We start from the raw sequence: 25,504 nt of genomic DNA on the forward strand, positions 1-25,504 counted from the left end.
TCGGACCCGGAGGCACCCGGTCCGCTCCGGAGTCGGCAGGCATCGCAGCGTTCCGGTCATATTCTCTTCAAGAATGAAATTCCGGACTCATGCCTTCCCCATCCGGCCGGCCCGATGCGCCGACCGCTCCGCGGGATCGGATCCGCGGGGTCAGATCCGCGTGGACAGCGGCACGGATATCTGCTTCATCCAGGTGCCTGTCGCGAAGTCACGTGCCCTGATGACGACGCGGTCGCGGTGCACGTCCACCTGGAGCCCCTGGTTGAAGTGCCCGGGGACGGTGACCTCGCCGCCCTGGCCGTTGTCGGCGAAACCGGTCTGCACGGCACCGGTGTTGATCACCGAGAAGCCGTCCAGGTTCGCGGTGCCCGGCACGACGCGGCGGACGTACCAGTCCGAGAGGGTCAGGTCCCAGTGGGTGTGGCCGCTGAACAGGAACACGTCGCGGTAGCGCCCGAGGAGGCCGAGGAGGCGGTCCGGCTGGAGGTAGTCGCTCATGTAGATCTTGCCGCGGGTACCGGAGACGGTGTCGGGCAGCGGGTGGTGGGTGATCACCATGACCGGCTTCCGGCGGCGGGCCCAGTACTGGAGGCGGTCCTCCAGCCACTGGAACTGCGCCTCGCTGATCCACACCTCGTCCCACAGGGAGCTGTCGTGGTACTTCATGTAGCGCTCGGTGCCGAGGGTCAGGACCGGGATGCCGCCGAAGGTCGTCTCCGCGTAGATCGCGGACCTCCTGGCGAACCGGTAGAAGCCGCGGAAGAGGGATTCCTCGGTGGTGCCGTTGGGCCAGGTGCTCTGGGCGAGCGTGTTCGGGTCGGCCCACTTGGGGACGTAGAACTCGTGGTTGCCGATGGCCCAGGCCACCTCGCGGGGCTTCGGCCCCTGGTCCAGCACCTTCTGCACGTCGGCGTACTCGAAGTCGTAGCCGCGCGGCGTGATGTCCCCCGCCACGGCCAGGCCCGAGGACTGCGGGTTGGCGGCCTTGATGTCCCTGAGCGCCTGGGCGAAGTCGCCGAGGTCGCCCTGGATGTCGCTGATGACGTTGAACGTGGTCACCAGCCCACCGCCGCCGTCGGCGGGTGCCGCCTCGGCGGTCCCCTGGGCGAGACCTCCGAGCACCAGGGCACCGGCGGTCGCGCCGAGCAGCGATCTGCGTTCCATGGGTCTTTCCTTTCGGCTGTCGCGCGGGATCGAGGCAGCTCGACTCCGCGCTTCGGACCAGACCCGTTATCACTATGCGATCAAGTGGGCGGCCAGGTGAACGGGCACTGTCACGTTGTCGAGGCCGAGCGGTCCTGATGCCCGGTCAGCGTGCCGTACCCCGCCACGAGGTGCCGGCCGGACGCCCGCAGGGCGCGGAGCCGACGGCTCCGCGCCCTGCCCACCGGTCCCCTGACGGCGGGGACGGTGCGGGGTGGTCCGCTCATGAGCGTTTCGAGGAGTCGGACGACGGCCGCCTCCGCTGCAGCCACAGGCCCGTGAGGGACACGGCCACGGTGAGCCCCAGCGCCAGCAGGGCGTCGGCGCGCGAGTCCTGGAGGACGATCATCACCGCGTACAGCCCGAGGAGCGCGAGCAGCGCCGCCCAGGTGAGCCCGGGGAACAGCCAGACGCCGGTACCGGGAAGGGGCCGGCGCCCGTCGGCGCGGTCCCGACGGCCGAGCACCAGGTGTGCCGCGGCGATGCCGATCCAGGTGACGTACACGGTGTCGCCGGTGATGTTGACGAGCCGGCTGAAGGCGCTCGTCGGGTGGACGACCTGGAGGAGCAGGCACAGCGCCGCGAGCGCGGAGGTGAACAGGATCGCCGTGTGCGGCGCCCCGCGCCGGGAGATCCGGGCGAAGACGGACGGCGCGTCACGGTCCCTGGCCAGCGCGAACAGCATCCGGGAGCTGGCGTACACCTGGGAGTTCATCGTGGAGAGCATCGCCGCGAACAGCACGACGTTCAGCACGGTGGACGCGCCGGGCACGCCGAGGTGGTCGAGCGTGGCGGCGAACGGGCTCTCGCCGACGGCCGCGCTGTTCCAGGGCAGGAGCAGGACGACCACGGACAGCGAGCCGAGGTAGAACACGGTGACCCGCCACATGATGGTGCGGGTGCTCTTGCGGATCGCGGCGGCGGCGTCCTCGGCCTCGCCGGCGGCGATGGTCACGATCTCGGTACCGGAGAAGGAGAACATCGCGCCGGAGGTGGCGATCACGACTCCGCTGAGGCCCATCGGAAGGAAGCCGCCCTGGCCCAGCAGGTTCCCGGTGCCCGGCGCCGGCGTGCCCGGCAGCAGGCCGGCGACCGCGACGAGGCCGACGCCGATGAACAGGGCGACCACCGCGACCTTGACCCACACCACCCAGAACTCCATCTCGCCGTAGGCGCGTACGGAGCCGAGGTTGACGGCGGTCACCGTGCCGAGCATCAGCAGGGCGACCAGCCAGACCGGGAGGGCCGGGAGCCAGCCGTGCACGATCTGCCCGGCCGCGATGGATTCGATGCACATGCCCAGCGGCCAGCCGACCCAGTAGATCCAGCCGCTGGCGAACCCGGCCCAGCGGCCGAACGCCAGCCGGCCGTACACCGCGAAGGCGCCGGTGTCGGGGCGGGTCACGGACATCTCGGCGAGCATCCGCATGACGACCACGACGATGGCGGCCGTGAGGGCGTAGGCGATCAGGACGCCCGGGCCCGCCTGCTGGATGCTCACGCCCGAGCCGACGAAGAGCCCGGCGCCGACCGCGCCGCCGATGCTGATCATGGTCATGTGACGGCTGAGCAGGCTCCGCGACAGCTGCGGGCCGCCGCCGGCTCCACCGCTGCCGGCCGCACCGCCGCCGGCAACGTCGCTCGGCGTTCCGGCGCCCGTACGTCCCCTCGTGCCGCTCACGACTCCAGCGCCATTCTCTGCCGGGCGTCCACCTGGGTCAGCAGCGCGCGGAACAGCGGCAGCCGCAGCCCTGAGTCCGGTACCAGCGCCTCCGGGTGCCACTGGACGCCGACGGTCCAGGCCGCCCGCGGGTCGGCGGACAGCTCGACGGCTTCCACGCACCCGTCGTCGGCGCGGGCCGACACCCGCAGCCCGTCGCCCACCCGGTCCACCGCCTGGTGGTGACCGGACGCCACCGCGATCCGGTCGCGCCCGAACGCCCCGGCCAGCGCGCTGCCGGCCGACAGCGCGACCTCGTGGACGGCCCACTCGATCCCGGGCTCCGGGTTGTGCGTGACGGCGGTCGGCGCCATGTCGACGTGGAGGGTCCCGCCGCGGACGATGTTGAGCAGCTGCATGCCGCGGCAGATCCCGAGCATCGGCCGCCGGTGCTCCAGGGCGTGCCGGACCACGGCGGCGTCCAGCAGGTCCTGTGCGGGGTTGACGTCGTACAGCGCCGGGTGGGCGGAATCGGCACCGTACATGGCCGGGTCGACGTCCCCGCCGCCGGGCACCACGAAGCCCGCGCAGCCGGCGAGCCGCTCGTCCAGCGGGCTCTCCTCGGAGTGCGGCTGGAGCAGGACGGGCTCGGCGCCGGCGGCCCTGACCAGGGAGACGATCTCCTCGAAGATGCGGTTCGCCTCACCGATGCGCTCGTCGGCGCCCGGGGCGTCACCGTCGCTGAGGCGTACGGGTATCCCGATCAGGGGTGCCGGGTGGTCGGTGAGGGTCATGGGTTCTCCTGTGAACGGCTTGCCAATGAGATCCGAAATCTAGAAGATAGGTTTCATGGATGGCAAGGGGTGGACTCGACACATCGAGCCGGTGCGTTCGGCGGGGGCCGCGGAGGCCATCGCCCGCCGGCTCGGCGAACTGATCGGCGCGCGGATCCTCGTCGGGGGTGACCGCCTGCCGCCGGAGAAGACCCTGGCCGAGCTGTTCGGGGTCGCCGTGATGACCGTCCGCCACTCGATGGCGGTGCTGCGGGAGGACGGCCTGATCGAGACCCGGCGCGGCCACGGGGCCGGCACCTACGTCGTGCCCGACATCCTCACCCGCATCGGCGAACTGACCGCCCTCCACCCGTACACGCTGGCCGACATCGAGGAGCTGACGGCCTGGCGGATCGCGGTGTCCGGCGAGGCCTCCGCCCGGGCCGCCCTCCGGGCTTCCGAAGCCGGGCTGGCCAGGATGCGCGAACTCGAGTCCGCCGCCGACGTGGCGGTCGCCGACCCGGAGGCCTACCGCACGGCGGACGCCGGACTCCACCTGCACATCGCCGAACTCTCCGGCTCCAGGCGGCTGCTGGAGGCCGAGCAGGGGATCCAGCACGAGCTGACCAGGCTGCTCGCCGGCCACCCCGGCGGCACCGGGTCCCGCAGCACCCCCGACCAGCGCCACCGCGCCCTCGCCTCGGCGATCGAGGCCCGCGACCCGGCACGGGCCCGCGAGCAGTTCACGATCCACGCCGAGGCCACCGCCGACCTGTGCCTCCCCTTCGTCCAGCAGCCGCACCGGCCCGCCTGACGCCGGCCGTCGACGACCGCCCCCGTAGAGTTAGCTGAGGCACACCTAAGTCACACAGGCCGTACCCCTTCTCGCCACACCGGCACGGGCGGCCCCCGTCTCCGACGACCGTCGGCGCCGGGGTGTGCCGGTCGAGTGCGTCGGGACAGGGAGAGAGATGGCGAGGGACGGCCAGGAGGCCAGGCGTCCGCACGGCGAGCTGGTCGCGGACGTGCTGGCGGTGTTGTGGGCGGCCGGGGAGCCGATGACGGCCCAGCAGGTCAAGGGCGCGCTGCACCAGGGCCTGGCCCGGACGACGGTGACGACGATCCTCGCCCGCCTGCACGAGAAGGGGACCCTGGAGCGCACCCGGCCGGGGCGTTCCTTCGCCTACGCGCCGGTCTCGGACGCCGCCGGCCTGGCGGCCGGGCGGATGCGCCGGGAACTGGAGAAGGAGCCGGAGCGGGACCTGGTACTGAAGCGGTTCGTGTCCTCGTTGTCCACGGACGACGGGGACGTCCTGCGGCGCCTCCTGATCGAGGCGGTGGCCGAGCCGGCTCCGGCCGAGGGTGCGGCCGCGCTGGAGGCCGAGGCGTGACGCTGCTCCTGGTGATCGTCGCCCTCGCCGTGGTGCTTCCCTGGGGAGCGGCGCCGGCGGCCGGCCGGCTGGCCGGGCTGCTTCCGCCCCGCGAGGCCTCCCTGACGCTCGCGGGAGCGGCGGTGCTGCTCGCGGGCGGCACGGTCGCGGCACTGGTCGGGCTCTTCCATGTGCCGTTCCTGGCGGCGCTGGAGCATCTGCGGCTCGCCCAGGTGACGGCGGACTGGCCGGCGGTGTTGCCGGTGTCCTGCGCCGCCGGGGCCCTGCTCGCCGTGCAGGCGGTCCGGCTGGTGCTGGCCGCCCGCCGGCACCGGGCGCTGCTGTCGCGGGCGTGGGCGCTGACCGGGGAGGGGACGGCCGAGGGCGACGTGCTCGTCGTGCCCGGCGAGGAGGCGGAGGCCTTCGCCCTTCCGCGCCACCGCGGGCGCGCGGGCCGCGTCGTCGTGTCGGAGGGCATGCTCAGGGTCCTCGGGCCGTCGGAGCGCGCGGTGCTGCTCGCCCATGAACGGGCCCATCTCCGCGGGCGTCACCACGTGTTCTCGGCCGTCGTCGGCCTGGCCGCCGCGGTGCATCCGGCGCTCGCGCGGCTCGGGCCCGCGCTGGAGTTCCACCTGGAGCGGTGGGCGGACGAGGCCGCCGCCGCGGCGGTGGGAGACCGGAGGGCCGCCGCGACCGCCATCGCCCGGGCCGCGCTGGCCGGGGCGGGTGGGCGCGGCAGCGGACTCCTGTCCGTGAGCACGGGGCCGGTCCCCCGGCGCGTTCAGGCTCTGCTGGAGCCGGAGCCCGCCGGGCCCACGGGGCGCGGGCCGCGTGCGGCCGCGTCCGGTCTCGTCGCCGCGGTGGTGGTGTCGGCCCTGCTGGCGCTCGGCCTCGCCTACGGCCTGCACGAGTACGTGGAGTACGCGGCCAGGAGGATCGTCGGCCACGGACCGGTCTGACGGCGCGGATCTGACGACATCGATGTAGACCAATGATCGGAAGCGTGGGTATGGTGAGCCTCGGCTTGCTTCTTTCGACGCCCGGGGCGTCGCGCTTTTCCGATGATGGGGACACGGTTTGTACGACGGACGGCAGGGATCGTCGAGTCCGTTCGAGCAGTCCGTCTACCTCCTGTCGGAGGCCGGGCGGGCCGTCGACCGTCTGCTGGCGGAGCGGCTGGAACACCGGGGGCTGACCCCGGTCCACCACGCGTTGCTGTCGGCGCTGGCGCAGCTGGGACCGCACGGTCGGCACGATCTCACCACCCGGGTCACGGCGCCAGGGGCCGAGGTGGACCAGGCCCTCGACGACCTCCTGTCGGCACGCCTGCTCCAGTCGATGGTCGTCCACGTCGGCGGTCGGCAGGAGGTTCTGACGATCACCCCCTCGGGCGAGGCCGCCCTGGACGTGCTCCACACCGACGCGTCCGCGACCCAGGACGACCTGCTGGCGCCCCTGACGAAGGGGCAGCGCGCCGAGCTCAACTCCCTTCTCCGGCGCGTGTGCGCGGCCGCCGCCCGCGGCGCCGGGCAACGGCCGCGGCTCCGCGAGGACGACGGTTGGGCACTGACCCGCGGATCCCGGCGCACCTGGGCGCGGGTCCGGGACGGCGTCGGCCCGGCCGACGGACCGGGCGTCGCGACGGCGGGCTGACTCCCCCGCGCGGAGAACTCAGTTCGGCACCGGACTGAGGGCCGCCCGGTGCTTCGTGAGCGGTGCCCCGCCGGCGCCGTCGAGCGCGAGGAGACGGTCCGCGTGGGCCGAGACCAGGGGCAGGTCGTGGCTGACCAGGACGACGGCGAGGCCCTGGTCGGTCCGCAGGCGGCGCAGGAGTTCCATGATGCCGTCGGCGGTGTCGGCGTCGAGGGCGGAGGTGACCTCGTCGCAGAGCAGCACGTCGGGTTCGGCGGCCAGCGCCCGGGCGATGGAGACCCGCTGGCGCTGCCCGCCGGAGAGTTCGTGGGGGCGGCGGTCGGCGTGGCCGGGGGTGAGGCCGACGGCGGTGAGCAGTTCGGCGACGCGGGCGTCGCACCGGTCGGCGGGCCGGGCGAAGTGGAGCTTCAGCGGGCGCGCGAGGGTGGCCCCGACGGTGTGGGCGGGGTTGAGGGCGCCGAGCGGGTTCTGCGGGACGAGCTGGATGCGGCGCCGCTGGTCGCGGGTGCGCCGCCGGTAGGAGGGGGCCAGGGGTGCGCCACCGAGGCTGATGCTTCCGGCCTCGGGGCGGTGGAGGCCGGCGAGGGTGCGCAGCAGGGTGGTCTTGCCGCATCCCGAGGGCCCGGTGATCCCGGTCAGCGTGCCGGGGTGCAGGGTGAGGTCGAGGCCGGAGAGGACCTGCCGGCGGGTCCGGCCGGTGCCGACCCCGGCGTCGAGTGCCTTCACCTCGACGACGGGCTCCGCACCGGCGCGAGCGCGAACCGGCGTGGGCTCCGGGGGTGTTGCCGGCGTGCTCGGGTCCGTGGCCGGGCCAGCGGGCTCCAGTGCGAGCACCTCGTCGGCGCAGCGGGCGACGAAGTCGGAGTCGTGGCTGGTGAGGGCGATGGCGATGGCGTCGCGGTCGGCGAGGTCGCGCAGCAGGTCGGCGATGTCGTCGCGCAGGGCGGCGTCCAGGCCGGCGGTGGGTTCGTCGAGGAGGAGGATCGCGGGCCGGCGGGCGAGGGCGCGGGCGAGGGCGACGCGCCGCTGCTGTCCGCCGGACAGGCTCGCGGTGCGGCGGTGTTCGAGGCCTTCGCCGGCCGGCAGCCGGACGACGCTCAGCAGGTCCGCCACCGGGGTTCGGCGGCGCTGCGGGGAGGTCTCGCCGATGAGCCGGGCGACGCGCATCCGGGGGTTGAGTCCGGAGCCCGGGTCCTGGCCGACGAAGGCGAGCCGGTGGCGGCGCAGCCGGCGCAGTTCCTCGGGCGGGAGGGTGAGGATGTCGTGGCCGAGGACGGTGAGGCTGCCGGCCGCGACGTGCGCGCCCGGGGGGAGGGCGCCGACGAGGGCGCGCAGCAGGGTGGTCTTGCCGGCGCCGGAGGGGCCGGTGACGGCGGTGATGCGGCCCGGGGTGAGGGTGAGCGTGGCGTCGGTGAGCAGCGGGGTGTCCCCGAGGGTGATGGTCAGTCCGGCGGCGCGGGCGGCGGGGTCGGTGGTGCTCACAGCGGGGTCTCCGGGGTGGGCCGGGCGGGGGCGAGGGCTTCGGCGGCGAGGTTGACGCTGATGGCGAGCAGGCCGATGGCGAGGCAGGGGGCGCCGACGGCCCACGGGTTGAGGGTGATGCCGGCGGCGTTCTCGCGGATCATCAGCGCCCAGTCGGCTTCCGGGGGTTGGGGGCCGAGTTGGAGGAAGGCGGCGACGGAGACGATGTAGATGCCCTCGACGAAGCGCAGGCCGAACAGGGCGAGGACGGTGGAGCGCAGGTTGGGCAGGACCTCGTGGACGGTGAGGTGCCAGAGGTTCTCGCCGCCCGCGGCCGCGGCTTCGACGAAGCCGGTGGTGGCGACGGGGGCGGCCGCGGCGGCGACGATCCGTACCGCGTAGGGGATGCCGAGGAGGGTGGCGGCGGCCGCGACGGCCAGGCGGCCGCCGGCGGGCCAGGCCAGGGCGATGAGCATGATGGCGAGGACGGAGGGCAGCAGGATCGTCAGGTCCGCGGCTCGTTCGATCCACCGGCCGAGGGCCGGGCGCAGTACGGCGACGATGCCGACGGCGGTGGCGGCCGCGGTGACGACCAGGGCGATGGCCAGGGCGGTGGCGATCAGGGGTGCGCCGCCGGTCAGGAGGCGGCTGAGGACGTCGCGGCCGAGCTGGTCGCCGCCGAGCGGTGCGTCGCCGCCCGCTTCGGCGTAGGGGAAGGCGACCGGGGCGTCGATCGGGTGCGCGGCGAGGAGCGGTCCGGCGAGGGCGAGGGCGACCAGGACGAGTGCGGGAACCGCGCGGATGAGCACCCGTCGCCTGGTGCGTCGGACGGTGGGCGCGGGGGCCGCTGTCGGGGCGTCGGCGGTCATCGGCGCTCCTCTCCGAGGGTGGTGGTGCGGACGAGGTCGGCGAGCAGCAGGAGCAGGCTGATGGCGGCGCCGGCCGCGGCCACGACTCCGGCGACGAGCGGGGTGTCGCGGTCGGTGATGGCTCCGGCCAGGATGGCGCCGATGCCGGGGTAGTTGAAGAGGGTCTCGACCACGACGGTGCCGCCGAGCAGCATGCCGGCGGAGGTGGCGATGCCGACGGCGACGGCCGGCAGGGCACCGGGGAGCATGTGGTGGCTGAGGACGCGTCGGCGGGGCAGGCCGTCGAGGATGGCGGCCTGGACGTGGGGCAGGGCCGACTGGTCGGCGAGGGCGCCGCGCACGATGCGGGTGTTCCAGCCGATCTGGGGGACCGCCAGGGAGAGCAGCGGCAGGACGATCATGGTCCATGACTCGGGTCTGCCGTCCGGTCCGGTGAGGGTGACGGCGGGCAGCCAGCCGGTCCACTGGGACAGCAGCAGGAGCAGGGCGACGGAGACGACGAACTCCGGCAGGGCGAACGCGGCGGTGGACAGGGCGTCGACGGCGCGGTCGACGCGCCCGCCCGGGCGCAGCGTGGCCCAGCCGCCGAGGGCGAGCGCGCCGACGGTGCTCAGGGCGAGGGCGAGGGCGCCGAGCAGGAGGGTGTTGGGGAAGGGGCCGGCCAGGACGTCGGTGACGTGCTGTCCGCGCGCGGTGGTGCCGAGGTCTCCGGTGGGCAGGCCGGTCATCCAGTCCCGGAACCGCTCGGCGACCGGGCGGTCGAGGCCCATGGCGGTGCGGCGGGCGGTGAGGTCGGCGGCGGTGACGCCCCGGTCGGAGGTCGCGCCGGCGGCGTCGCCGGGCAGCAGCTCGATGGCGGCGAACACCGCCGCGAGCAGGACGACGAGCATGACCAGGCGTCGGGCGGCCTGGCGGGCGGCCCGGCCCGCACCGGGGAGGATGCGGGCCGGGAGGCTGCGGGGCGCGCGGGCGCCCGGTTGGAGCGTGGTCAACGCGCCAGCCAGGTCTTCTCGAGCTGGACGCGGCCGTAGCCGGGGAGCGTGGGCAGGTCGCGGACGGCGGCTCCGGCGAGGTCGATGCCGTCGGCCATGCCCCACAGCAGGTAGCCGGAGCTGGCGAACTCGATCTCCTGGAGCTGGTGCAGCAGCTTGTCGCGCTCGGCGGGGTCGGCGGTGCCCATGGCCTTGCGGTAGGCCTCGTCGAAGCCCGGCTCGTTCCAGCCGGACTCGTTCTGGCCGGCGTCCGAGAGCATCGTCTTGGAGGCGAAGAAGACGACGGAGTCGTTGGTGCCCCAGTAGCTGGTGTAGAGCGTGCCCTTGAGCCAGGTGGCGTCCCAGAACGCCTTGGAGTCCTGCTTCACGACGTTGATCTTCACTCCGGCCTCGCGGGCCTGGGTGGCGAACAGCGTCGCGGACTCCGCCAGGCCGGCGATGTCCTCGGTGGTGACGAGGTCGTACGTCTTCGAGGTGTCGAAGCCGGCGTCGGCGAGCAGTTGCCTGGCCTTGGTCAGGTCCCGGGTGCGCTGCGGGATGTCCTTGGCGAAGGCCGGGTCGCCGGTGCCGAGGATGTCGTTGCCGACGCTGCCGTAACCGGAGAGGACCTGCTTGACCATGGCGTCGCGGTCGACGGCGAGCTTGAGGGCCTCGCGCACCCGTACGTCGGCGAACGGGCCGTCGGCGGTGCGCATGACGATGGGCATCGCCATGTCGTTGGGGCGGCGGACGATCCGGACGTCCTTGCGGGCCTCGGCGGTGCGGGCGGCGACGGCGCCGACGTTGGAGGCGACGTCGATCTGCCCGGCGAGCAGGGCGTTGGCCATGGCCTGGGGGCTTTCGAAGAGGCGCACCTCCACGGCGTCCAGCAGGACCTTGCCGCCGTACCAGGTGTCGTTGCGCACCAGGCGGGCGTTGCCGTCGCGGTACCAGTCGAGCTTGAAGGGGCCGGTGCCCGGGGCGCCGGCGATCGCGTCGTCCTTGGTGTCCTTCTTCATGACGAAGGTGGTCAGGCGGGTCTGTAGCGGCAGGTCGGCGTTGGGGTAGTCGGAGACCAGGACGACGGTCCTGGCGTCCTCGGCCGTGATGCCCTCGGGCTGGATGCCGGGCAGCCGGCTCTTGCCGGCCGGGGTGTTGCGCAGCCGCTTCAGCGACCAGACGACGTCGTCGGCGGTGACCGGGGTGCCGTCGTGGAACGTGGCACCGTCGGCCAGGGTGAAGCGCCAGGTCTTCAGGTCCTCCGACGGCTTCCAGGAGGCGGCCAGGCGGGGAGCGGTGTTGGTCTTGTCCCCGGGTATCGCGAGCGTGTCGTAGATCAGGCTGATGACGAGGTAGTCGCTCTCGTTGGCCTGGGTGCCGTGCGGGTCCCGGGTGACGGCGGAGGCCTTCCCCAGCGCACCGATCTTCAGCGTCCCTCCGGGGCGGGGCTGCTGACCCGTTCCGCCGGAGGCCGCGGGGTCCGTGGTGCCACCCTTGCCGCCGCCGCAGGCGGCGAGCACGCCGATCGCCCCGGCTCCGGCTCCGGCCCACAGCAGCTGTCGTCTGGTGACGCCCACGTTCGATCCTCGTCTCGGTTCCGTGCTCGATTTGCTTAGGGTTACCTACCCTAAATTCGAGCCATGTCGCAAGCCGTCCGGCGGGGCGCGGCCCACTTCCGGCCACGCGCCCCCGACCGCCAACTCGCGTCATGAGCAGGGGCGTTACCCCTGCGCGGCGCGTGCGCCGCCCCCTGGAACAGGGACTACGTAAATGTAGACATCCAGCCGGGTAAGGCTTGCCTAACCTCAAAGTCGTTGTTACGTTTCCTGTCGTCCGGCCGTTCGAGCCGCCCCGGACCACCGCCCCACGCGCAGCTCCCGTCGCCGTCCCGCACCGGCGCGGTGATGCCACGTGCCCGCACCAGTGCTCCTTCTCCTCTCCTGTCCCCGGAAGGTCCCGCCGTGCCCACCTGCCCTGCCCCGGTACGCCGTCTCGACGCCGACGACGTCGCGGAACTCACCACCACCGCCGCCGAGTTGCTGGCCCTCCACGGCTCCGCGACCAGCCCCGCCCTGCTCGCCGACCTGCCCGTGACCTGCGCCCGGCTCGGCGTGCCGCTGCGCCACCGGCTGCGTCCGGTCGACACCCCCGACGGCCTGTTCGTGCTGCGCGGCCTGGAGATCGACGACTCCGGTCTCGGCCCCACGCCCGGCCACTGGTCCACCGTCGGTGACGCCGGCGCGCTCTGGGACGTGGTGCTGCTGCTCGTCTCCACCCTGATGGGCACCCCGATCGCGTGGGACGGCCAGCAGGACGGCCGGTTCGTGCACAACATCGTGCCCTCGCCCGGCCACGAGAGCGAGCAGACCGGCGCCTCCAGCTCCGTCCTGCTCACCCCGCACACCGAGGACGCCTTCCACCCGGGCCGCGCGCACCTGCTGCTGCTGTGCTGCATGCGCAACCACGACGCCATCGCCACCACCGCGGCCGGCGTGCGCCTCGCCGACCTGTCCGACGCCGACGTCGAGCAGCTGAAGCGGCCCGTCGCGCCGATCCTGCCCGACGACGCCTACGAGCAGGCCCGGCAGTTCGGCGGCCGGCCCGCCCCGGTGCCCACCCTGTTCGAGACGCCCGAAGGCCTGACGATGCGCTACGACCCCGCCTACACCCCGCTGGAGGAGACCGACGAGGCATGGCGCGAGGCCTACGGGCGCCTCGGTGAGGAACTCGCCCGGGTCTCGGTCGCGGTGAGCCTGGAGCCAGGCGACATCCTGGTCATCGACAACGACCTCGTCGTCCACGGCCGGGTGCCGTTCCAGGCCCGCTACGACGGCACCGACCGCTGGCTCAAGCGCGCCTCCGTCCGCGTCGGGCAGCGCCCCACCCGCCCGGCCGCCGAGAACGACGAACACGGCTACGGCCAGGCCGCCCTCACCGCCTGGGCCGCCTGAACCACCGCTGCCGCCGCCTCACCACCTCGAAAGGGCACCCTCATGGACCGCGACGACACCACCCTGCGCGTACTGTCCACCAGCGACCTCGCCGGCCTGGACATCAGCCTCGCCGACGTCGTCGACACCGTCGAACAGGCCTACCGCACCCTTGCCGCCGGGCAGTCCGACAACCCGCGCAAACTCACCGTCAAGCCCGCCGACGGCCACTCCGTCTCCTACGCCATGCTCGGCCGCGACGGCGTGCGCAACGTCGTCGCCGTCAAGACCTCGTACAAGCACGGCCTCGACGAGAGCCGCGAGAACCAGCACTACTACACGACGCTGACCATCTACGACGACGTCACCGGCCTGCCCGTCGCCATGATGGACTGCTCCCGCATCGGCTCCCTGCGCACCCCGGCCGTCTCCGCCCTGCTGGCCCGCGAGTGCGCAACCCCCGGCGCGTCCACCGCGCTGGTGATCGGCACCGGCACCCAGGGGCGGCTCGCCCTGCCGTTCCTGCTCACCACCCTGCCCGGGCTGAAGCGCCTCCTGCTGTCCGGCACCCACCCCGACGGCATCGCCGCGGTCCGCACCGAACTCGCCCGGCACTTCCCCGACCGGGAGATCGAACTGGTCACCGACCTGGAGGCCGCCGCCCGCGACGCCGACGTCGTCGTCGCCACCGCCGGCGGACACACCCCGGCCGCCGTCGAGGCCGACTGGCTGCGGCCCGGTGCGGTGGCGATCCTCGTCGGCCACGGCCTGGCTCCTTCCACCCTCCACCGGGCGGACCGGGTGATCGCCACCAGCGAGGCCCAGATGCGCGTCACCGGCACCGACATGGCCGACGCGGACGGCAGCCTCCCGGCCGTCGACCTGGAGCTGCCCGTCGTCATCTCCGGCGCCTCCCAGGCCCGCACCGCCCCCGGACAGCGGATCTTCGCCTACAACAGCGGACTCGTCGTCACCGACATCGCGCTGGGCCACCGCTTCGCCCAGCTCGCCGCCGGCCAGGGCCTCGGCACCGAGGTGGCGCTGTGGCGCTGACCCTGCCCGCCCACCCCGACCCGCTCGCCGACCGGATCCACGACAGCGGCCTGCTCCACGAACTCGCCCACGGCCTCCGCGGCCCCTTCCACTACCTGCTGCCCGAGCGGTTCGACGCCAACCTCGCCGCGTTCCGCGCCGCCCTGGCCGACGCCGGGGTGGAAGGCCGGGTCCACTACGCGAAGAAGGCCAACAAGGCCTCCATGTACGTCGAGCGCTGCGCCGCGGCCGGCGCCGGAGTCGACGTCGCCTCGCTCGGCGAACTGCGCGACGCCCTCGGCCACGGCGTGCGCGGCGAGGACCTCGTCGTCACCGGCCCCGCCAAGCACCCGGAGCTGCTGCTGGTCGCGGCCCGGCAGGGCGCGCTGATCGCCGTCGACGCCCTCGACGAGCTGGAGCGCCTGCTCCGCCTCGGCGGCGACCGCCCCGTACGGGTCCTGCTGCGCCGGTACCCGCAGGACCAGCCGCGCAGCCGGTTCGGCCTGGACGACGCGCAGTTGCACGAGGCGCTGGAGCGCTGCGCCGCGGCCGGGGACGCCGTACGGATGGAGGGCTTCAGCTTCCACCTCTCCGGCTACGCGATCCAGCCGCGCGCCGACCTCGCCGGGGAACTCGTCGGACTCTGCCTCAAGGCCAGGTCGTCGGGCCTTCCGGCGGACCGGATCAGCATCGGCGGCGGCTTCCCCGTCGACTACGTCGCCGCCGAGGCCTGGGACGCCTTCCTCGCCGGACAGGGGCCCGGGCACTACCACGGCGAGAAGTCCTTCGCCGCGGGCGACTTCTACCCGTACCACTCCCCCGTCGCCGGCGCGGACGCGCTGCGGGCGATCCTCGCCGCCAGCCCCGGCGGCAGTGGTCCGAGCCTCGCCGAGCGGCTGCGGCAAGCCGGCGTGCTGCTCCTGCTGGAGCCCGGCCGCGCCCTGCTGGACCGCGCCGGGTCGTCGGTGTTCCCCGTCCAGGGGGTCAAGGACCGCGCCGGGTACGGGATCGTCACCGTGGACGGCACCAGCCTCAGCCTGTCCGAGCAGTGGTTCAACAGCGAGTACCTGCCCGATCCGGTCCTGCTCCGCGACCGCGGCGAAGGTACCGGACACACGGAACAGCCGTACCCGGCCTGCGTGGGCGGGGCCAGCTGCCTGGACTCCGACCTGCTGACCTGGCGCAAGATCGCCTTCCCCGCCCGGCCCCGGGTCGGCGACCTGCTCGTCTACCCCAACACCGCCGGCTACCAGATGGACTCCAACGAGTCCCCCTTCCACGAACTCCCGCTGCCGCCGAAGGTCGTCATCGACCACCACGGCGACCGCCCGCGCTGGCACCTCGACCGCTGACCCCCGCCCCGCCGTCCCCACGGAGCCCCACCATGACCGACGCCCTGAACCGCCCCCCGGTGGTCAGCCGGATTTCCGACCTCATCGGCTACACCCCGCTGTTCGAACTCGCCCGCGCCGACAACGGCGCCCGGCTGCTCCTCAAGCTGGAGATGTTCAACCCCACCGGCAGCGCCAAGATCCGGATGGCCCGCCAGATGGTCCTCGAAGCCGAGGAGCGCGGCGAACTGCGCGAGGGCGGCCACATCATCGAGTCCACCTCCGGCAACACCGGCCTGGGCCTGGCCGTGGTCGCCGCCGAACGCGGCTACCGCTTCACCGCCGTCGTCGACAACCACGCCGCCGCCGACAAACTGCGCGGCATGAAGGCGATGGGCACCGAACTCGTCTACGTCGACGCCGACACCGACGGCGAGGAACTCCACACCGCGGCCCGCGAGGAACTCGCCGAGGAGATGGCCCGCGGCAAGGACAACACCGTCTTCACCGAGCAGCACAACAACCCCGGCAACGCCGTCGGGTACTACGCCGTCGGCCGCGAGATCGCCCAGGCCCTCGACAACCGGGTCGACGTGCTGATCGGCGCGGTCGGCACCGGCGGCGGCCTGTGCGGGACCGCCCGCGAACTCAGGAAGTCCGTGCCCGGCGTCGCCGTCGTGGGCGTCGAACCGAAGGGCTCGATCGCCTTCGGCCCGCCCGCCCACGACTACTACCAGTCCGGCACCGGCACCCCCGAGGGCGCCACCATCGGCCTGCTCGTCGACTACGACCTCATCGACGAGGGCGTGAAGGTCGGCGACGTCGAGGCCTTCGCGACCGCCCGCGTCGTCGCCCGCCGCACCGGCCTGCTCATCGGCGGCTCCGCCGGGGGCGTCGTCCACGAGGCGCTGAACCGCCTGAGGACCCTGGCGCCGGATGCCGTTATGGTCGCCTTCGTCAACGACGGTGGCGAGAAGTACCTGGACACCGTCTTCAACGACGACTGGATGAACGCCCGGGCACTGCTCGACGAGGCCGTGGAGGCCGACATCGACGAGTCGCTCGCCAAACTCCGCAGGCCCTGACTTCCGAGAAACGTGACACCCACGATGCAGCAGCTAGCCACCCTCGTCCGCGACAGCCGCGCCCTCGCCGCGCTGGCCGTCCCGCTCGCCCTCACCCAGCTCGCCCAGGTCGCCCTCACCACCACCGACACCATCATGATGGGCGTCCTCGGCACGGAGGCCCTGGCGGCCGGCGGCCTCGCCCTGGTCGTCTTCAACCAGCTGCGGACCATGGGCGTCGGCCTCGTCACCTCCGTCGGCAACCAGGTCGCGGCCGCCGCGGCCCGGGCCGAACGGGCCCAGGGCTCCGAGAGGGCCGAGGGCACCGGCGACGACGACGTACGGGGCCTGGTGCGGGCGGCGATGGCGGTCGCCACGCTCGCCGGCCTCGCCGGAGCCGTCCTGATGGTCCTCATCGGCCAGGCCGCGACCCTGCTCGGCCAGGACGCCGCCGTCGCCCACCGCGCCCAGGGCATGCTCGCCGCACTGGCGCCGGGCCTGCTGCCCTGCCTCTGGTTCCAGGCGATCCGTCAGTTCACCGTCGGCATGCGCCGCCCCCAGGCCCTGCTGCGGATCACCATCGCCTCCGTCGCCGTCAACGCGGGGCTCAACTGGATCTTCATCCACGGCACCTGGGGCCTGCCGAAGCTCGGACTCACCGGCATCGGCGTCGCCACCAGCAGCGTCTACCTGCTGTCCTTCCTCGCCCTCCTCGGCTCCGCCCGCCGCGACCCGCAGCTGGCGCCGCTGCTGAGCCTGGACTTCTGGCGCGCCGACGCGGCCACCGTGCGCCGCCTGCTCGGCCTCGGCACCCCGATCGCCGCCACCTACGGCTCCGAGGCCGGGTTCTTCTCCGTCACCGCCCTGTTCGCCGGCAGCTTCGGCGCCGCCGCGCTCGCCGCCCACACCGCCGTCAACCAGCTGATCTACATCGTCTTCCAGGTCGCCGTCGGCCTCTCCCACGCGGCGTCCATCAACGTCAGCCGGGAACTCGCCCTCGGCGAGTACACCGCCGCCCGCCGGATCAAGAACACCGCCCTCGCCTGCGGAGCGGTCGTCACCACCCTCGTCGGCATCGCCTACCTCGCCCTCCCCGACCTCGTCCTGCGGCCCTACTTCGACGCCGGCTCGGCGGCCGACCGGCAGGGCCTGGAGATCGCCACCGGTCTGCTGGCCGTCGTCGCCGTCCTCCAGTTCTTCGACTGCGCCCAGAACATCGGCGTCGGACTGCTGCGCGGCCTCGACGACACCAGGAGCGGCTTCCGCATCACCCTGATCGGCTACTGGCTCGTCGGCCTGCCCGCCGCCTGGCTGCTCGCCTACCCGCTCGGCGGCGAGACCCGCGGCCTCTGGCTCGGCCTGCTCATCGGCCTCGCCACCACCGCCGTCCTCCTGCTGCGCCGCTACGGCCTCGCCCTCACCGCCAGGGCCGCCGCCGTGCCCGAAGCGGCCGTGGCGGGCTGAGCCGGCCCGACCACGGCAGCGGCGCGGCCCCCGAGGGAGCCGCGCCGCCGTCATGTCAGGCCGCCGTCATGTCAGGCCGCTGTCACGTCACTCCGCCGGCAGTCGCGGCGTGCGCGGCGGCACCGTCCGCCGGCTGCCGGTCGCCTCGAAGGCCGCGGCGAGGGTCAGCAGGGCGTTGTCGTCGTAGGCGCGGCCCGCGAAGGTCAGTCCGACGGGCATGCCGGTGTCCGTCATGGTGCCCATCGGCACGGTGACCGTCGGGACGCCGAGGTGGCGGGGCACCAGGTTGCCGTTGGCGACCCAGACGCCGTTGCGCCAGCCGAGGTCGGCGGACGCCTCGGAGACGTCCATGTCCGCCGGGCCGACGTCGGCGACCGCGGGGAACACCACCGCGTCCAGCCGCAGGCCGTCCATCCAGAGCTCCAGGTCGACCTGGCGGGTCTCCTCCAGCCCGCGCAGTCCCTGTTCGAGGTGCGGCATGTCGGTGAAGGACGCGTACGGGCGCTCGCGCACGAGGCGCGGATAGTCGCCGATCGTGTCGTCGAAGCCCTCGTAGCGGTCCGGGAGTTCACCCTCCTGCTTGGGGAAGACGCGGTCGCCGTCGACCTCGGCCAGGCCGGCCAGCGCCGGGTCGCCGTTGGCGCGCAGGAAGTCGTCCCACGCCCAGGCGGACAGGTCCTCGATCTCGACGGTGAGGAAGTCGCGGCCGACCAGCCCGCGGGTGAACAGCGAGGGCGCGCCGGGGCGGTCGGACTCGTAGTTGGTCACGACGGGGAAGTCGACCTCGACCACCTCGGCGCCGGCCGCCTCCAGGTCCCGGCGGGCGGCTTCCCACAGGGCGATCACCGAGGGGCGGGTGTCGATCCGCTGACCGGTCTGGCCGCCGATGCCGCCGTCGGGGTTGGTGCCGGCGTCGGGGTCGGCGTTGATGTACATCGCGGGGACGCCGACGCGCTTGCCGGCGAGGGCGGCGCGTGCGCCCTGCGCGTCGGCCGGGGCGAGCGCCGGGTACGAGGCGGGGCGCACCTGCGACGCCGCGGGAATCGGCACCCACGGCTGGGCGCGCCACAGGTCACCGCGCGTCTGCGGGTCGTCGGCGACGACGACGTCGAGCAGTTCGAACAGGTCGGCCATGGTGCGGGTGTGCGGGACCACGACGTCCATCGTCGGCACCAGCGGCCAGTTGCCGCGCACCGAGATGACGCCGCGGCTGGGCGTGTAGGCGCACAGCGCGTTGTTGGAGGCGGGTGCCCGGCCCGACGACCAGGTCTCCTCGCCGAGGCCGAACGCGCCGAACGAGGCGGCCGTCGCGGTGCCCGAGCCGTTGGAGGAGCCGGAGCCGTAGGCGCTGGTGAGCCAGTCGGCGCTGTACGGGCTCTCCGCGCGGCCGTACACGCCGCGCTGCATGCCGCCGTTGGCCATCGGCGGCATGTTGGTCAGGCCGATGAGGACGGCCCCGCCCGCGCGCAGCCGCTCGACGGCGAAGGCGTCGCGCTGGGCGACGAGGTGCTCGAAGGCCGGCGAACCGGCCGCGGCCGTCAACCCCTTCGCGAGGTAGCTGTCCTTCGCGGTGTACGGGATGCCGTCCAGCGGACCGAGGGTCTCGCCGCGCGCGCGGCGGGCGTCGGAGGCCTCCGCCTCGGCGCGGGCGTCCGGATTCATCACGACCATCGCGTTGAGCGCGGTGGCGGTGCCGGGCCGGTCGTAGGCGGCGATCCGCGCGAGGTAGGCGTCGAGCAGCCCGACCGCGGTGGCCTCGCCCTTCTCCAGCGCCGCGCGCAGGTCGGCGATACCGGTCTCCACAACATCGAATCCGCGCGTCATGCGGGTGTCTCCTGGATGGTCGGGTCGGACAGTGCGGACCGCCGGGCTTCGGGCCGATCGCGCGCGCCGTCATGCCACTCAGCCGCATTGACTAGATTTTCAGTCTAGACTACCGATCTAGGACCACGGAACCGAGACGAGGCCATGCCGACGCCAGAGCCCCAGCCCACCCGGCCACAGCCCCTCCCCCCGCCGGACGGCACGCCCGGACCCGCGGCGGACACCGGGCCGCGTACCGCCCCCCGGCCCGCCCGGACCCCGGCCGACCGGAAGCGCCGGCCCAGCGGCGACGAGGCACGGGGAAGGGCGATGCGGGCGGCCATCAGCGCCATCGCCGAGAAGGGCGCCGCGGGCGTACGGATGTCGGACATCGCCGCGCGGGCCGGCATGAGCACCGGCCACATCCTCTACCACTTCGGCAGGAAGGACCGCCTGCTGCTCGAAGTCCTCGTCTGGAGCGAGGCGGACCTCGGCGCCCGGTACCAGCAGGCCGCCGACCGGGCCGCCTCCCCCGCGGAGAAGCTGGCCCTGTTCGTCCGCTTCTACCTGCCCCGTCACCAGGGCGACGAACGCTACGCCCTGTGGACTCAGGTCCTGGCCCAGCACCACGACGACGAGGGGCGGCACCTGCTCACCGAGCTGTCCGACGTCTGGGAGGAGCGCCTGGAAGCCGTCCTCCTCGAAGGCCGGGCCTCGGGACGGTTCGCCGACGTGGACACCGCCGAGTTCACCATCAGGGCGGTGGCCATGCTCAACGGGCTCTCCGGCGACATCATGTTCGGACGGCCGCGCTGGCAGCAGGCCTCCGCGGACGCGTTCGCCCTGGCCGCCCTCGAACGCGAACTGCGCCCGCCCGCCCGGCCGTGACGGCGTGCCCCGCTGCCGCGGTCCGCTGGTCCGCCGCACGGACGCGCATCCGCCGGCGCCACGTCAGGGACGACCGCGGACCTCGCCCGCGCAGCCGGCCAGCGGGTTGGGAACGGACACGAAGCGGGATTCCGTGCCGCCCAGGTCGAGCCAGCGGGAGAGCAGGCTGGCCTTGCCCGGGACCGTGGCCGCGCCGAGGAGCGCGGTGATCTCCGGGACGCCGCGCTCCCGGTCGCATCTCTCGAACTCCCGCCGCGCGAGCGGCCACAGCACGCCCGCCGTCCCCGGGAAGCGGTGCGCGAGGGTGCCGGCGATCTCGCCGAGGTTGTTGACGACGAGGCAGTACACCAGGCGCTGCCAGGCCGCCTCACGGGGCGTCTCGGGGACGACCCTGGCGCCCTCGGTGTCGCGGAAGACGGCCTGGACGGGAACGCCGTCCGCGTCCACGCCGACGAGGGTGTTCTGGAGGTGGCACTCGACCACCACGCCGTAACGGGCGTACGCCTCCAGGACGGGCGGGACGACGTGGCCCAGGTACGCCGACCACCAGCGCAGCGGATCGGTGACGCGGTCGAGCGGGTTGCCGTCGAAGCGCTCGGCGAGCGCGGCGGCCAGCACCGCGGTGGCGCCCGGCAGGAGGTGCCCGTCCAGGCCGTCCCTGACCACGACCGGGAAGGTCTCCTCGAGACCGCGGACCGTACGGTGCCCGGGTTCGCTCAACCAGGCCGCCGGACCGTCCATCGCCGCGAAGGCGGCGGCGGCCAGCGGGTCCCTGCGGCGCCCCTGGCGCAGGTCGTGCAGCCACAGCCGCCGGACGTCGTTGGTGATCCACACCTCCAGGCTCAACTTCAGGAACAGGTCGGCCGGTCCGGGGCCCTCAGGCCTCCCCGGGACGTGGACGGTGCGCACCGACGACGTCGCCCGCGCCTGCCAGGCAGTGGCACCCAGCCGGACGAGACGGCCCCGGGCGAAGGCCGCGCGCACCGCGGGCAGCCGGCGGCTGAGCGCGAACTGCCAGGGATGGACGGGCAGCGGACGGAACCCGGGCGGAGCCTGGCCCAGGGAGTCGAGGACGCGGGTGTCGCCCTCGTCGATCACCGCGTCCGTCGAGACGCCGAGCAGGACGAGCGGGAAGCGGGCGTACGCCTCCGGGGCGTAGCGGAGCCAGGCGGCGGGCGGACCGCCGCCACTGCGTGCCTTGGGAGCCGGGTGGCAGGGGTGGCCCATGACGAGGGCCTGTTCGGAACGCAGCCACAGGTCGTCGGGCGGGGTGGCGCGGGCCCGGGCCGCGAGGACGGCCTCCAGGGCCGCGCGGCTGGCGGTCGCCTCGGTGACGAGCGCGGGGTTGGCACGCCCGGTGGTGGCCCGCATCTCCTGTGCGGCGAGATCGACGAGCCCGGCGTGGCGCAGCGGCCGCCAGCCCGTGCCGGTCCACAGTTCCGGCGAGGAGGGCCGGTGACGGGTGCGGACCCGGAGCAGCCGTCCGCTGGCGTGCAGGCGGTGGACGGTGTGGCCGGCGGGTGTGCTCCCCGCCGGTTCGGCGGCTTCACGCAGGAGGCAGTTGAGCAGAGGCGTGACGGACAGCGCGTCGGCTGCCCGGGCGAAGTCCCGCATGGGCCGCCACCCTACGTGGAACGAGCTGGGTGTGGTGGGAGATCGGGTGTGCGGCAGCGCCGCCGAGCGGCGGCTGGCAGAGCAACTGGGCGACATCCACCCGGAGCGGGTCGATGCCTACCTGGCCGCTCTGCCCGGGGCGCGGGCCGCCGTGCTGGCACGGCTGTGGCGGGGGCTGGTCCACGAGCCGCTGCCCTGGGTCGTGCGGCGGACCACCGGGCGCGACGGCGTCGGGCTGGAGCTGGCGGACGGGCGGCGCCTGCACGGTCCGCCGTCGGACCCGTGGGCGACGGGAACGGCGATCGCCCGCGTCGAACTGGACGGCCGCCCGTTCGACCACCCGGGCCGGTTGCTGACGGCGCTGGCCCTGCCCGGCGGCGGGCGGCTGGCCGCCGAACTCGATCACAGCGCCGCCTCGATGGCGCTCTCGCGCACGGCCCCTCGGCTCGCCGGCCCGCCGGCGGCGCCGTGGCAGTGGGAGCAGCGGTCACCGGACGGGCACCCGTACCACCCCGCCTGCCGGTCCCGTCCGGGCTTCTCGGCCGCCGAGCAGCTGGCGTACGCGCCGGAACACCGGCCGGTGGTGGGGCTGCGGCTCACGCCGGTGGCCGACGCCGTGCTGCGCGGCCCGTGGCCGGCGGATCTGCGCGACGGCCGGGTCACGCTGATCCCGGTTCACCCGTGGCAGGCCGAGCACACCCTGACCGGACGGACCCTGCTGCCCGGGCCGCGGGCCCACCCGCTGCTCTCCCTGCGGACGCTCGACCTGGGAGGGGACGTACACGTCAAGACGGCGCTGAGCACCCGGCTCACCTCCGCGGTGCGGGACATCTCCGCCCACTCGGTGGAGCACGCGCTGACCACCTCCGAGGTCGTCGAGCGTGCCGCGGCCCGGCTGGGCGGCAGGCTGCACATCGCGCGGACCCTGGCGGCGGCGGGCGCCGGCACACCGGACCTGGCGGCGGTGCTGCGGCAGTCGCCGTACACGTACGCCGGGGCGCGGGAGCAGGTGGTCCCGGTGGCGGAGCTGCCCGCGTTCTTCGCGCCGCTCACCCCCGGCGAGCGGTGGAGCCGGATCACCGGGTTCGCGCGGCTGGCCGTGGGGGTCTGCCTGGACATGCTCGACCTGGGGGTGGCCCTGGGGGCTCACGGGCAGAACCTCCTCGCCGTCCTCGACGAGGAGGGGCGAGCCCGGCGGCTGGTCTACCGCGACCTCGCCGACATCCGCGTCAGCCCCACCCGGCTGCTCCGCCACCGGCTTCCGTCGCCGCCGAGCGGCCGACTCGTGGACGACGACCGGCTCGGCCTGCGCCGCCAGGCCTTCGGCTGCCTGGTCACGGGCTCGCTGGGCTCGCTGGCCGGCAGCGCCGCCGCCCTGGGCGCGCTCCTCGAAGCCGCCACCCGGGACCTCCCCGCGACTCCCGACCTGCGGGCCCTGGTGGCGGATCCGGTGCCGGCCAAGGCGCTCACCCTGATGCGGCTGGCCCCGGACGGTGTCCGCTGGGCCCTGCTGCCGAACCCGGCCCGGAACGGCTGAATCCGCCGGAAGCAGCCGTCCACGGACAGCGCCCGGATCCGGTCACGCGCTCCGTTCGGCTCCCCCGCGGGCCGCCGGAACCGGGGACCGGCATCCACGCCTCGGCCGCCCGGCCGCCGGGGACGGGGTGCGATCGGCCCCCGGGCCCCCGGGCCGCCGTGGCGGGGCAGCCGGATGCGCCGGGCCGGACCCACGGGAATAATCGATTCGTGGACGACATGCCGGCGCGCACGCCCGTCGCTCCCGACGGCCGGCTGGGGAAGGCCGCCGAGCACCCCGGTTTCAGCGACACACCAAGCCCGAACACGAGCACTGGATGACCAGCGGGTTCGTCGACGGCGACAGCCTGCCCGCGATGGTCCGCTGGGGTGCGACCGCCGAGAACTTCTGGCGGCTGCCCGTCGACCCCGCCTCGCTGCGCGCCGACCGGCTCGACGAGACCCGCGACGTCATCAGCTCCCTCCTGACCGGGCGCGACGCCACCGCCCTGGGCGAAGCGGTCAAGCGCGCCGACCTGAACACCACCTCGGGCCTGTTCGAGATCCTCACCCTGGCGGACGGGCGCTACCAGGCCTCGCTGCCGCTCAGCGCGATCGGCCCGGCCGGCGTCGCGGGCGTCGCCACCGTGGTGCTGTTCCTGGCCGCCGTGCTCACCACCGACCGGCGCGCCGCCGAGATCCGGCTGCTGCTGGCCCGCGGCGGCTCCCGCGCCGGGGTGCTGCGCCGGCTGCTCGCCGAGGGTGCGGTCGTCGTCCTGCCCGCCGCCGTGCTCGGCACGGCCCTCGCCCTGGTTCTGCTGCCCACCCCGCGGTGGGAACGCGCGGTGCTGTCGGCCCTGGTCGCGACCCTGATCGCGCTGCTGGCCCTTCCGGTCCGCGCGGCCCTGCTGCGGACCCGTCAGCGGCAGGCCGGCGGACGGCGCCGACTCGTCGGCGAACTCACCGTCGTGGCGCTCACCGTCGCGGCCGTGGCGGAGGTCCGGCGCCGGGGCGTCGGCCACCCCGGGGCCGGGGTGGACCCGCTGCTGGTCGCCGCGCCGCTCCTGCTCGCCGTCACCGGCGGGCTGTCGCTGGCCCGGACCGAGCCGGTGCTGGTCGGCCGGCTGGCCACCCTGGCCGGCCGGGGCCGCGGCCTGATCGGCTTCCTCGGCCTCAGCCGGGCGGCCCGCGACGGCTCGGGCCGCCGCAAGCCCTCCGTGCTGCCGCTGCTCGCCCTGCTGATCGCCGTCACCACGACCGGCTTCGGCGCCACCGTGCGGGACAACAGCGGGGCCCCGCCGGTCGGCCTGGCCAGGCTGATCGCGGACAACGCCACGGCCGGCGGCAAGGACGCCCACGGCCTGCCCGCCGGATACACGGTGCACAGCGGCCGGGAGGCCGCCGCCGCGCTCGGCGACGACCCGCTGCAGCACGCCGCCGGGCGGCTGTTCCGGTACGCGGCCGCCGCCGGAGCCGGATACGCCCTGCTCGCCGTGCCGCTGACGCTGTTCCGGGCCGCGGCCGACCGCACGGCCCTGCTCGCCCGGCTGCGCACCATGGGCCTGCGGCCCCGGCAGGGGCTGGCGCTGATCCTCACCGAGGCGCTGCCGCAGACCCTGGCGGCGGCCTGGTCGCGGCCGGCGGTCGCCCTGCTGGGCGGCGCGTTCGACATCTCGTCGCTGGTCGGCGCCAGGGTCGGGGAGGTCGTCACCCCCACGCTGCTACCGGTGCTGCTGCCCACCGCGGGCCTGGCCCTGCTGGTCGGGCTCGGGGTGGTGGTGGAGACACTGGTCGCCGGCCGGCGTCAGGTCGCCACCGAACTGCGGGCCGGGGAGGAGTCGTGACGGTGCCGCGGCTCCGCGGGCGAGGGAATGGAGTGCGAGCCCCCGGGCCGATGGCGCCG

The 25,504-nt window shown here is 74.3% G+C and carries 21 protein-coding genes; 12 read left to right on the forward strand and 9 right to left on the reverse strand.

Annotation, left to right across the window (positions count from 1 at the left end; all coding sequences use genetic code 11):
• Window positions 1–150: 150 nt before the first annotated feature.
• The 3 genes from ACIQOW_RS11095 to ACIQOW_RS11105 form a co-directional block, all read right to left on the reverse strand.
• The gene (locus ACIQOW_RS11095) at window positions 151–1,164 is read right to left on the reverse strand and encodes a metallophosphoesterase family protein (RefSeq protein ID WP_401082640.1); all 1,014 of its coding nucleotides are present in this window, start codon (window positions 1,162–1,164) and stop codon (window positions 151–153) included.
• 262 nt (window positions 1,165–1,426) lie between these two features.
• Window positions 1,427–2,761 carry an amino acid permease gene (locus tag ACIQOW_RS11100; protein ID WP_401082643.1) on the reverse strand — a complete coding sequence of 445 codons (1,335 nt, stop codon included), beginning with the start codon at window positions 2,759–2,761 and terminating at the stop codon, window positions 1,427–1,429.
• A gap of 119 nt (window positions 2,762–2,880) precedes the next feature.
• Window positions 2,881–3,657: a gamma-glutamyl-gamma-aminobutyrate hydrolase family protein gene (locus ACIQOW_RS11105; RefSeq protein ID WP_401082646.1), complete on the reverse strand. Its 777-nt coding sequence runs from the start codon at window positions 3,655–3,657 to the stop codon at window positions 2,881–2,883.
• A 55-nt stretch (window positions 3,658–3,712) separates the two neighbouring features.
• Here ACIQOW_RS11105 and ACIQOW_RS11110 point away from each other — a divergent pair, with 55 nt between their 5' ends.
• The 4 genes from ACIQOW_RS11110 (at window position 3,713) to ACIQOW_RS11125 (ending at window position 6,659) form a co-directional block, all read left to right on the forward strand.
• A complete protein-coding gene (locus ACIQOW_RS11110; RefSeq protein WP_401082649.1) occupies window positions 3,713–4,450 on the forward strand; it encodes a FadR/GntR family transcriptional regulator in 738 nt (245 codons plus the stop codon).
• A gap of 157 nt (window positions 4,451–4,607) precedes the next feature.
• On the forward strand, window positions 4,608–5,027 hold the full coding sequence (locus ACIQOW_RS11115; protein WP_401082652.1) for a BlaI/MecI/CopY family transcriptional regulator: 420 nt from the start codon (window positions 4,608–4,610) through the stop codon (window positions 5,025–5,027).
• Entirely contained in the window at window positions 5,024–5,965 is a 942-nt protein-coding gene (locus tag ACIQOW_RS11120) for a M56 family metallopeptidase (protein WP_401082655.1), read from the forward strand. The genes ACIQOW_RS11115 and ACIQOW_RS11120 overlap by 4 nt, the downstream gene beginning before the upstream one ends.
• A 118-nt stretch (window positions 5,966–6,083) precedes the next feature.
• A complete protein-coding gene (locus ACIQOW_RS11125) occupies window positions 6,084–6,659 on the forward strand; it encodes a MarR family winged helix-turn-helix transcriptional regulator (RefSeq protein ID WP_401082657.1) in 576 nt (191 codons plus the stop codon).
• Between the two features lie 18 nt (window positions 6,660–6,677).
• Here the strand turns inward: ACIQOW_RS11125 and ACIQOW_RS11130 are convergent, their stop codons facing one another.
• Genes ACIQOW_RS11130 through ACIQOW_RS11145 form a run of 4 tightly spaced genes read right to left on the reverse strand, consistent with a single transcriptional unit; the run spans window position 6,678 to window position 11,537 of the window.
• Entirely contained in the window at window positions 6,678–8,141 is a 1,464-nt protein-coding gene (locus tag ACIQOW_RS11130) for an ABC transporter ATP-binding protein (protein WP_401082660.1), read from the reverse strand.
• Window positions 8,138–8,989, reverse strand: coding sequence for an ABC transporter permease subunit (locus tag ACIQOW_RS11135; RefSeq protein WP_401082663.1), 852 nt, complete (start codon window positions 8,987–8,989; stop codon window positions 8,138–8,140). Before ACIQOW_RS11135 ends, ACIQOW_RS11130 begins: the two co-directional genes overlap by 4 nt.
• Window positions 8,986–9,981 carry an ABC transporter permease gene (locus tag ACIQOW_RS11140; protein ID WP_401082666.1) on the reverse strand — a complete coding sequence of 332 codons (996 nt, stop codon included), beginning with the start codon at window positions 9,979–9,981 and terminating at the stop codon, window positions 8,986–8,988. Before ACIQOW_RS11140 ends, ACIQOW_RS11135 begins: the two co-directional genes overlap by 4 nt.
• On the reverse strand, window positions 9,978–11,537 hold the full coding sequence (locus ACIQOW_RS11145) for an ABC transporter substrate-binding protein (protein ID WP_401082669.1): 1,560 nt from the start codon (window positions 11,535–11,537) through the stop codon (window positions 9,978–9,980). Before ACIQOW_RS11145 ends, ACIQOW_RS11140 begins: the two co-directional genes overlap by 4 nt.
• A 384-nt stretch (window positions 11,538–11,921) precedes the next feature.
• Between ACIQOW_RS11145 and ACIQOW_RS11150 the strand changes: the two genes are divergently transcribed.
• Genes ACIQOW_RS11150 through ACIQOW_RS11170 form a run of 5 tightly spaced genes read left to right on the forward strand, consistent with a single transcriptional unit; the run spans window position 11,922 to window position 17,781 of the window.
• Window positions 11,922–12,911, forward strand: coding sequence for a TauD/TfdA family dioxygenase (locus ACIQOW_RS11150; RefSeq protein WP_401082672.1), 990 nt, complete (start codon window positions 11,922–11,924; stop codon window positions 12,909–12,911).
• A gap of 42 nt (window positions 12,912–12,953) precedes the next feature.
• Window positions 12,954–13,943: an ornithine cyclodeaminase family protein gene (locus tag ACIQOW_RS11155; RefSeq protein WP_401082675.1), complete on the forward strand. Its 990-nt coding sequence runs from the start codon at window positions 12,954–12,956 to the stop codon at window positions 13,941–13,943.
• Window positions 13,934–15,274, forward strand: coding sequence for a Y4yA family PLP-dependent enzyme (locus ACIQOW_RS11160; protein WP_401082677.1), 1,341 nt, complete (start codon window positions 13,934–13,936; stop codon window positions 15,272–15,274). Before ACIQOW_RS11155 ends, ACIQOW_RS11160 begins: the two co-directional genes overlap by 10 nt.
• A 32-nt stretch (window positions 15,275–15,306) precedes the next feature.
• A complete protein-coding gene (locus ACIQOW_RS11165; RefSeq protein ID WP_401082680.1) occupies window positions 15,307–16,338 on the forward strand; it encodes a cysteine synthase family protein in 1,032 nt (343 codons plus the stop codon).
• Window positions 16,339–16,362: 24 nt separating this feature from the next.
• Entirely contained in the window at window positions 16,363–17,781 is a 1,419-nt protein-coding gene (locus tag ACIQOW_RS11170) for an MATE family efflux transporter (RefSeq protein ID WP_401082683.1), read from the forward strand.
• 87 nt (window positions 17,782–17,868) lie between these two features.
• Here ACIQOW_RS11170 and ACIQOW_RS11175 read toward each other — a convergent pair whose 3' ends face one another.
• Entirely contained in the window at window positions 17,869–19,605 is a 1,737-nt protein-coding gene (locus tag ACIQOW_RS11175) for an amidase (protein ID WP_401082686.1), read from the reverse strand.
• 309 nt (window positions 19,606–19,914) lie between these two features.
• Between ACIQOW_RS11175 and ACIQOW_RS11180 the strand changes: the two genes are divergently transcribed.
• Entirely contained in the window at window positions 19,915–20,472 is a 558-nt protein-coding gene (locus ACIQOW_RS11180) for a TetR/AcrR family transcriptional regulator (RefSeq protein ID WP_401082689.1), read from the forward strand.
• 63 nt (window positions 20,473–20,535) lie between these two features.
• Here the strand turns inward: ACIQOW_RS11180 and ACIQOW_RS11185 are convergent, their stop codons facing one another.
• Complete coding sequence (locus ACIQOW_RS11185; protein WP_401082691.1) at window positions 20,536–22,086, reverse strand: IucA/IucC family protein; 1,551 nt, start codon at window positions 22,084–22,086, stop codon at window positions 20,536–20,538.
• A gap of 34 nt (window positions 22,087–22,120) precedes the next feature.
• On the opposite strand from ACIQOW_RS11185, the gene ACIQOW_RS11190 reads away from it, so the two are divergent.
• Both ACIQOW_RS11190 and ACIQOW_RS11195 read left to right on the forward strand, forming a co-directional pair.
• Complete coding sequence (locus tag ACIQOW_RS11190; RefSeq protein WP_401082694.1) at window positions 22,121–23,623, forward strand: IucA/IucC family protein; 1,503 nt, start codon at window positions 22,121–22,123, stop codon at window positions 23,621–23,623.
• A 316-nt stretch (window positions 23,624–23,939) separates the two neighbouring features.
• On the forward strand, window positions 23,940–25,445 hold the full coding sequence (locus tag ACIQOW_RS11195; protein ID WP_401082697.1) for a hypothetical protein: 1,506 nt from the start codon (window positions 23,940–23,942) through the stop codon (window positions 25,443–25,445).
• Window positions 25,446–25,504: the final 59 nt, after the last annotated feature.

It is taken from the genome of Kitasatospora sp. NPDC091335 (assembly GCF_044757205.1).
In the GTDB taxonomy this organism is placed as follows: Bacteria; Actinomycetota; Actinomycetes; order Streptomycetales; family Streptomycetaceae; genus Kitasatospora.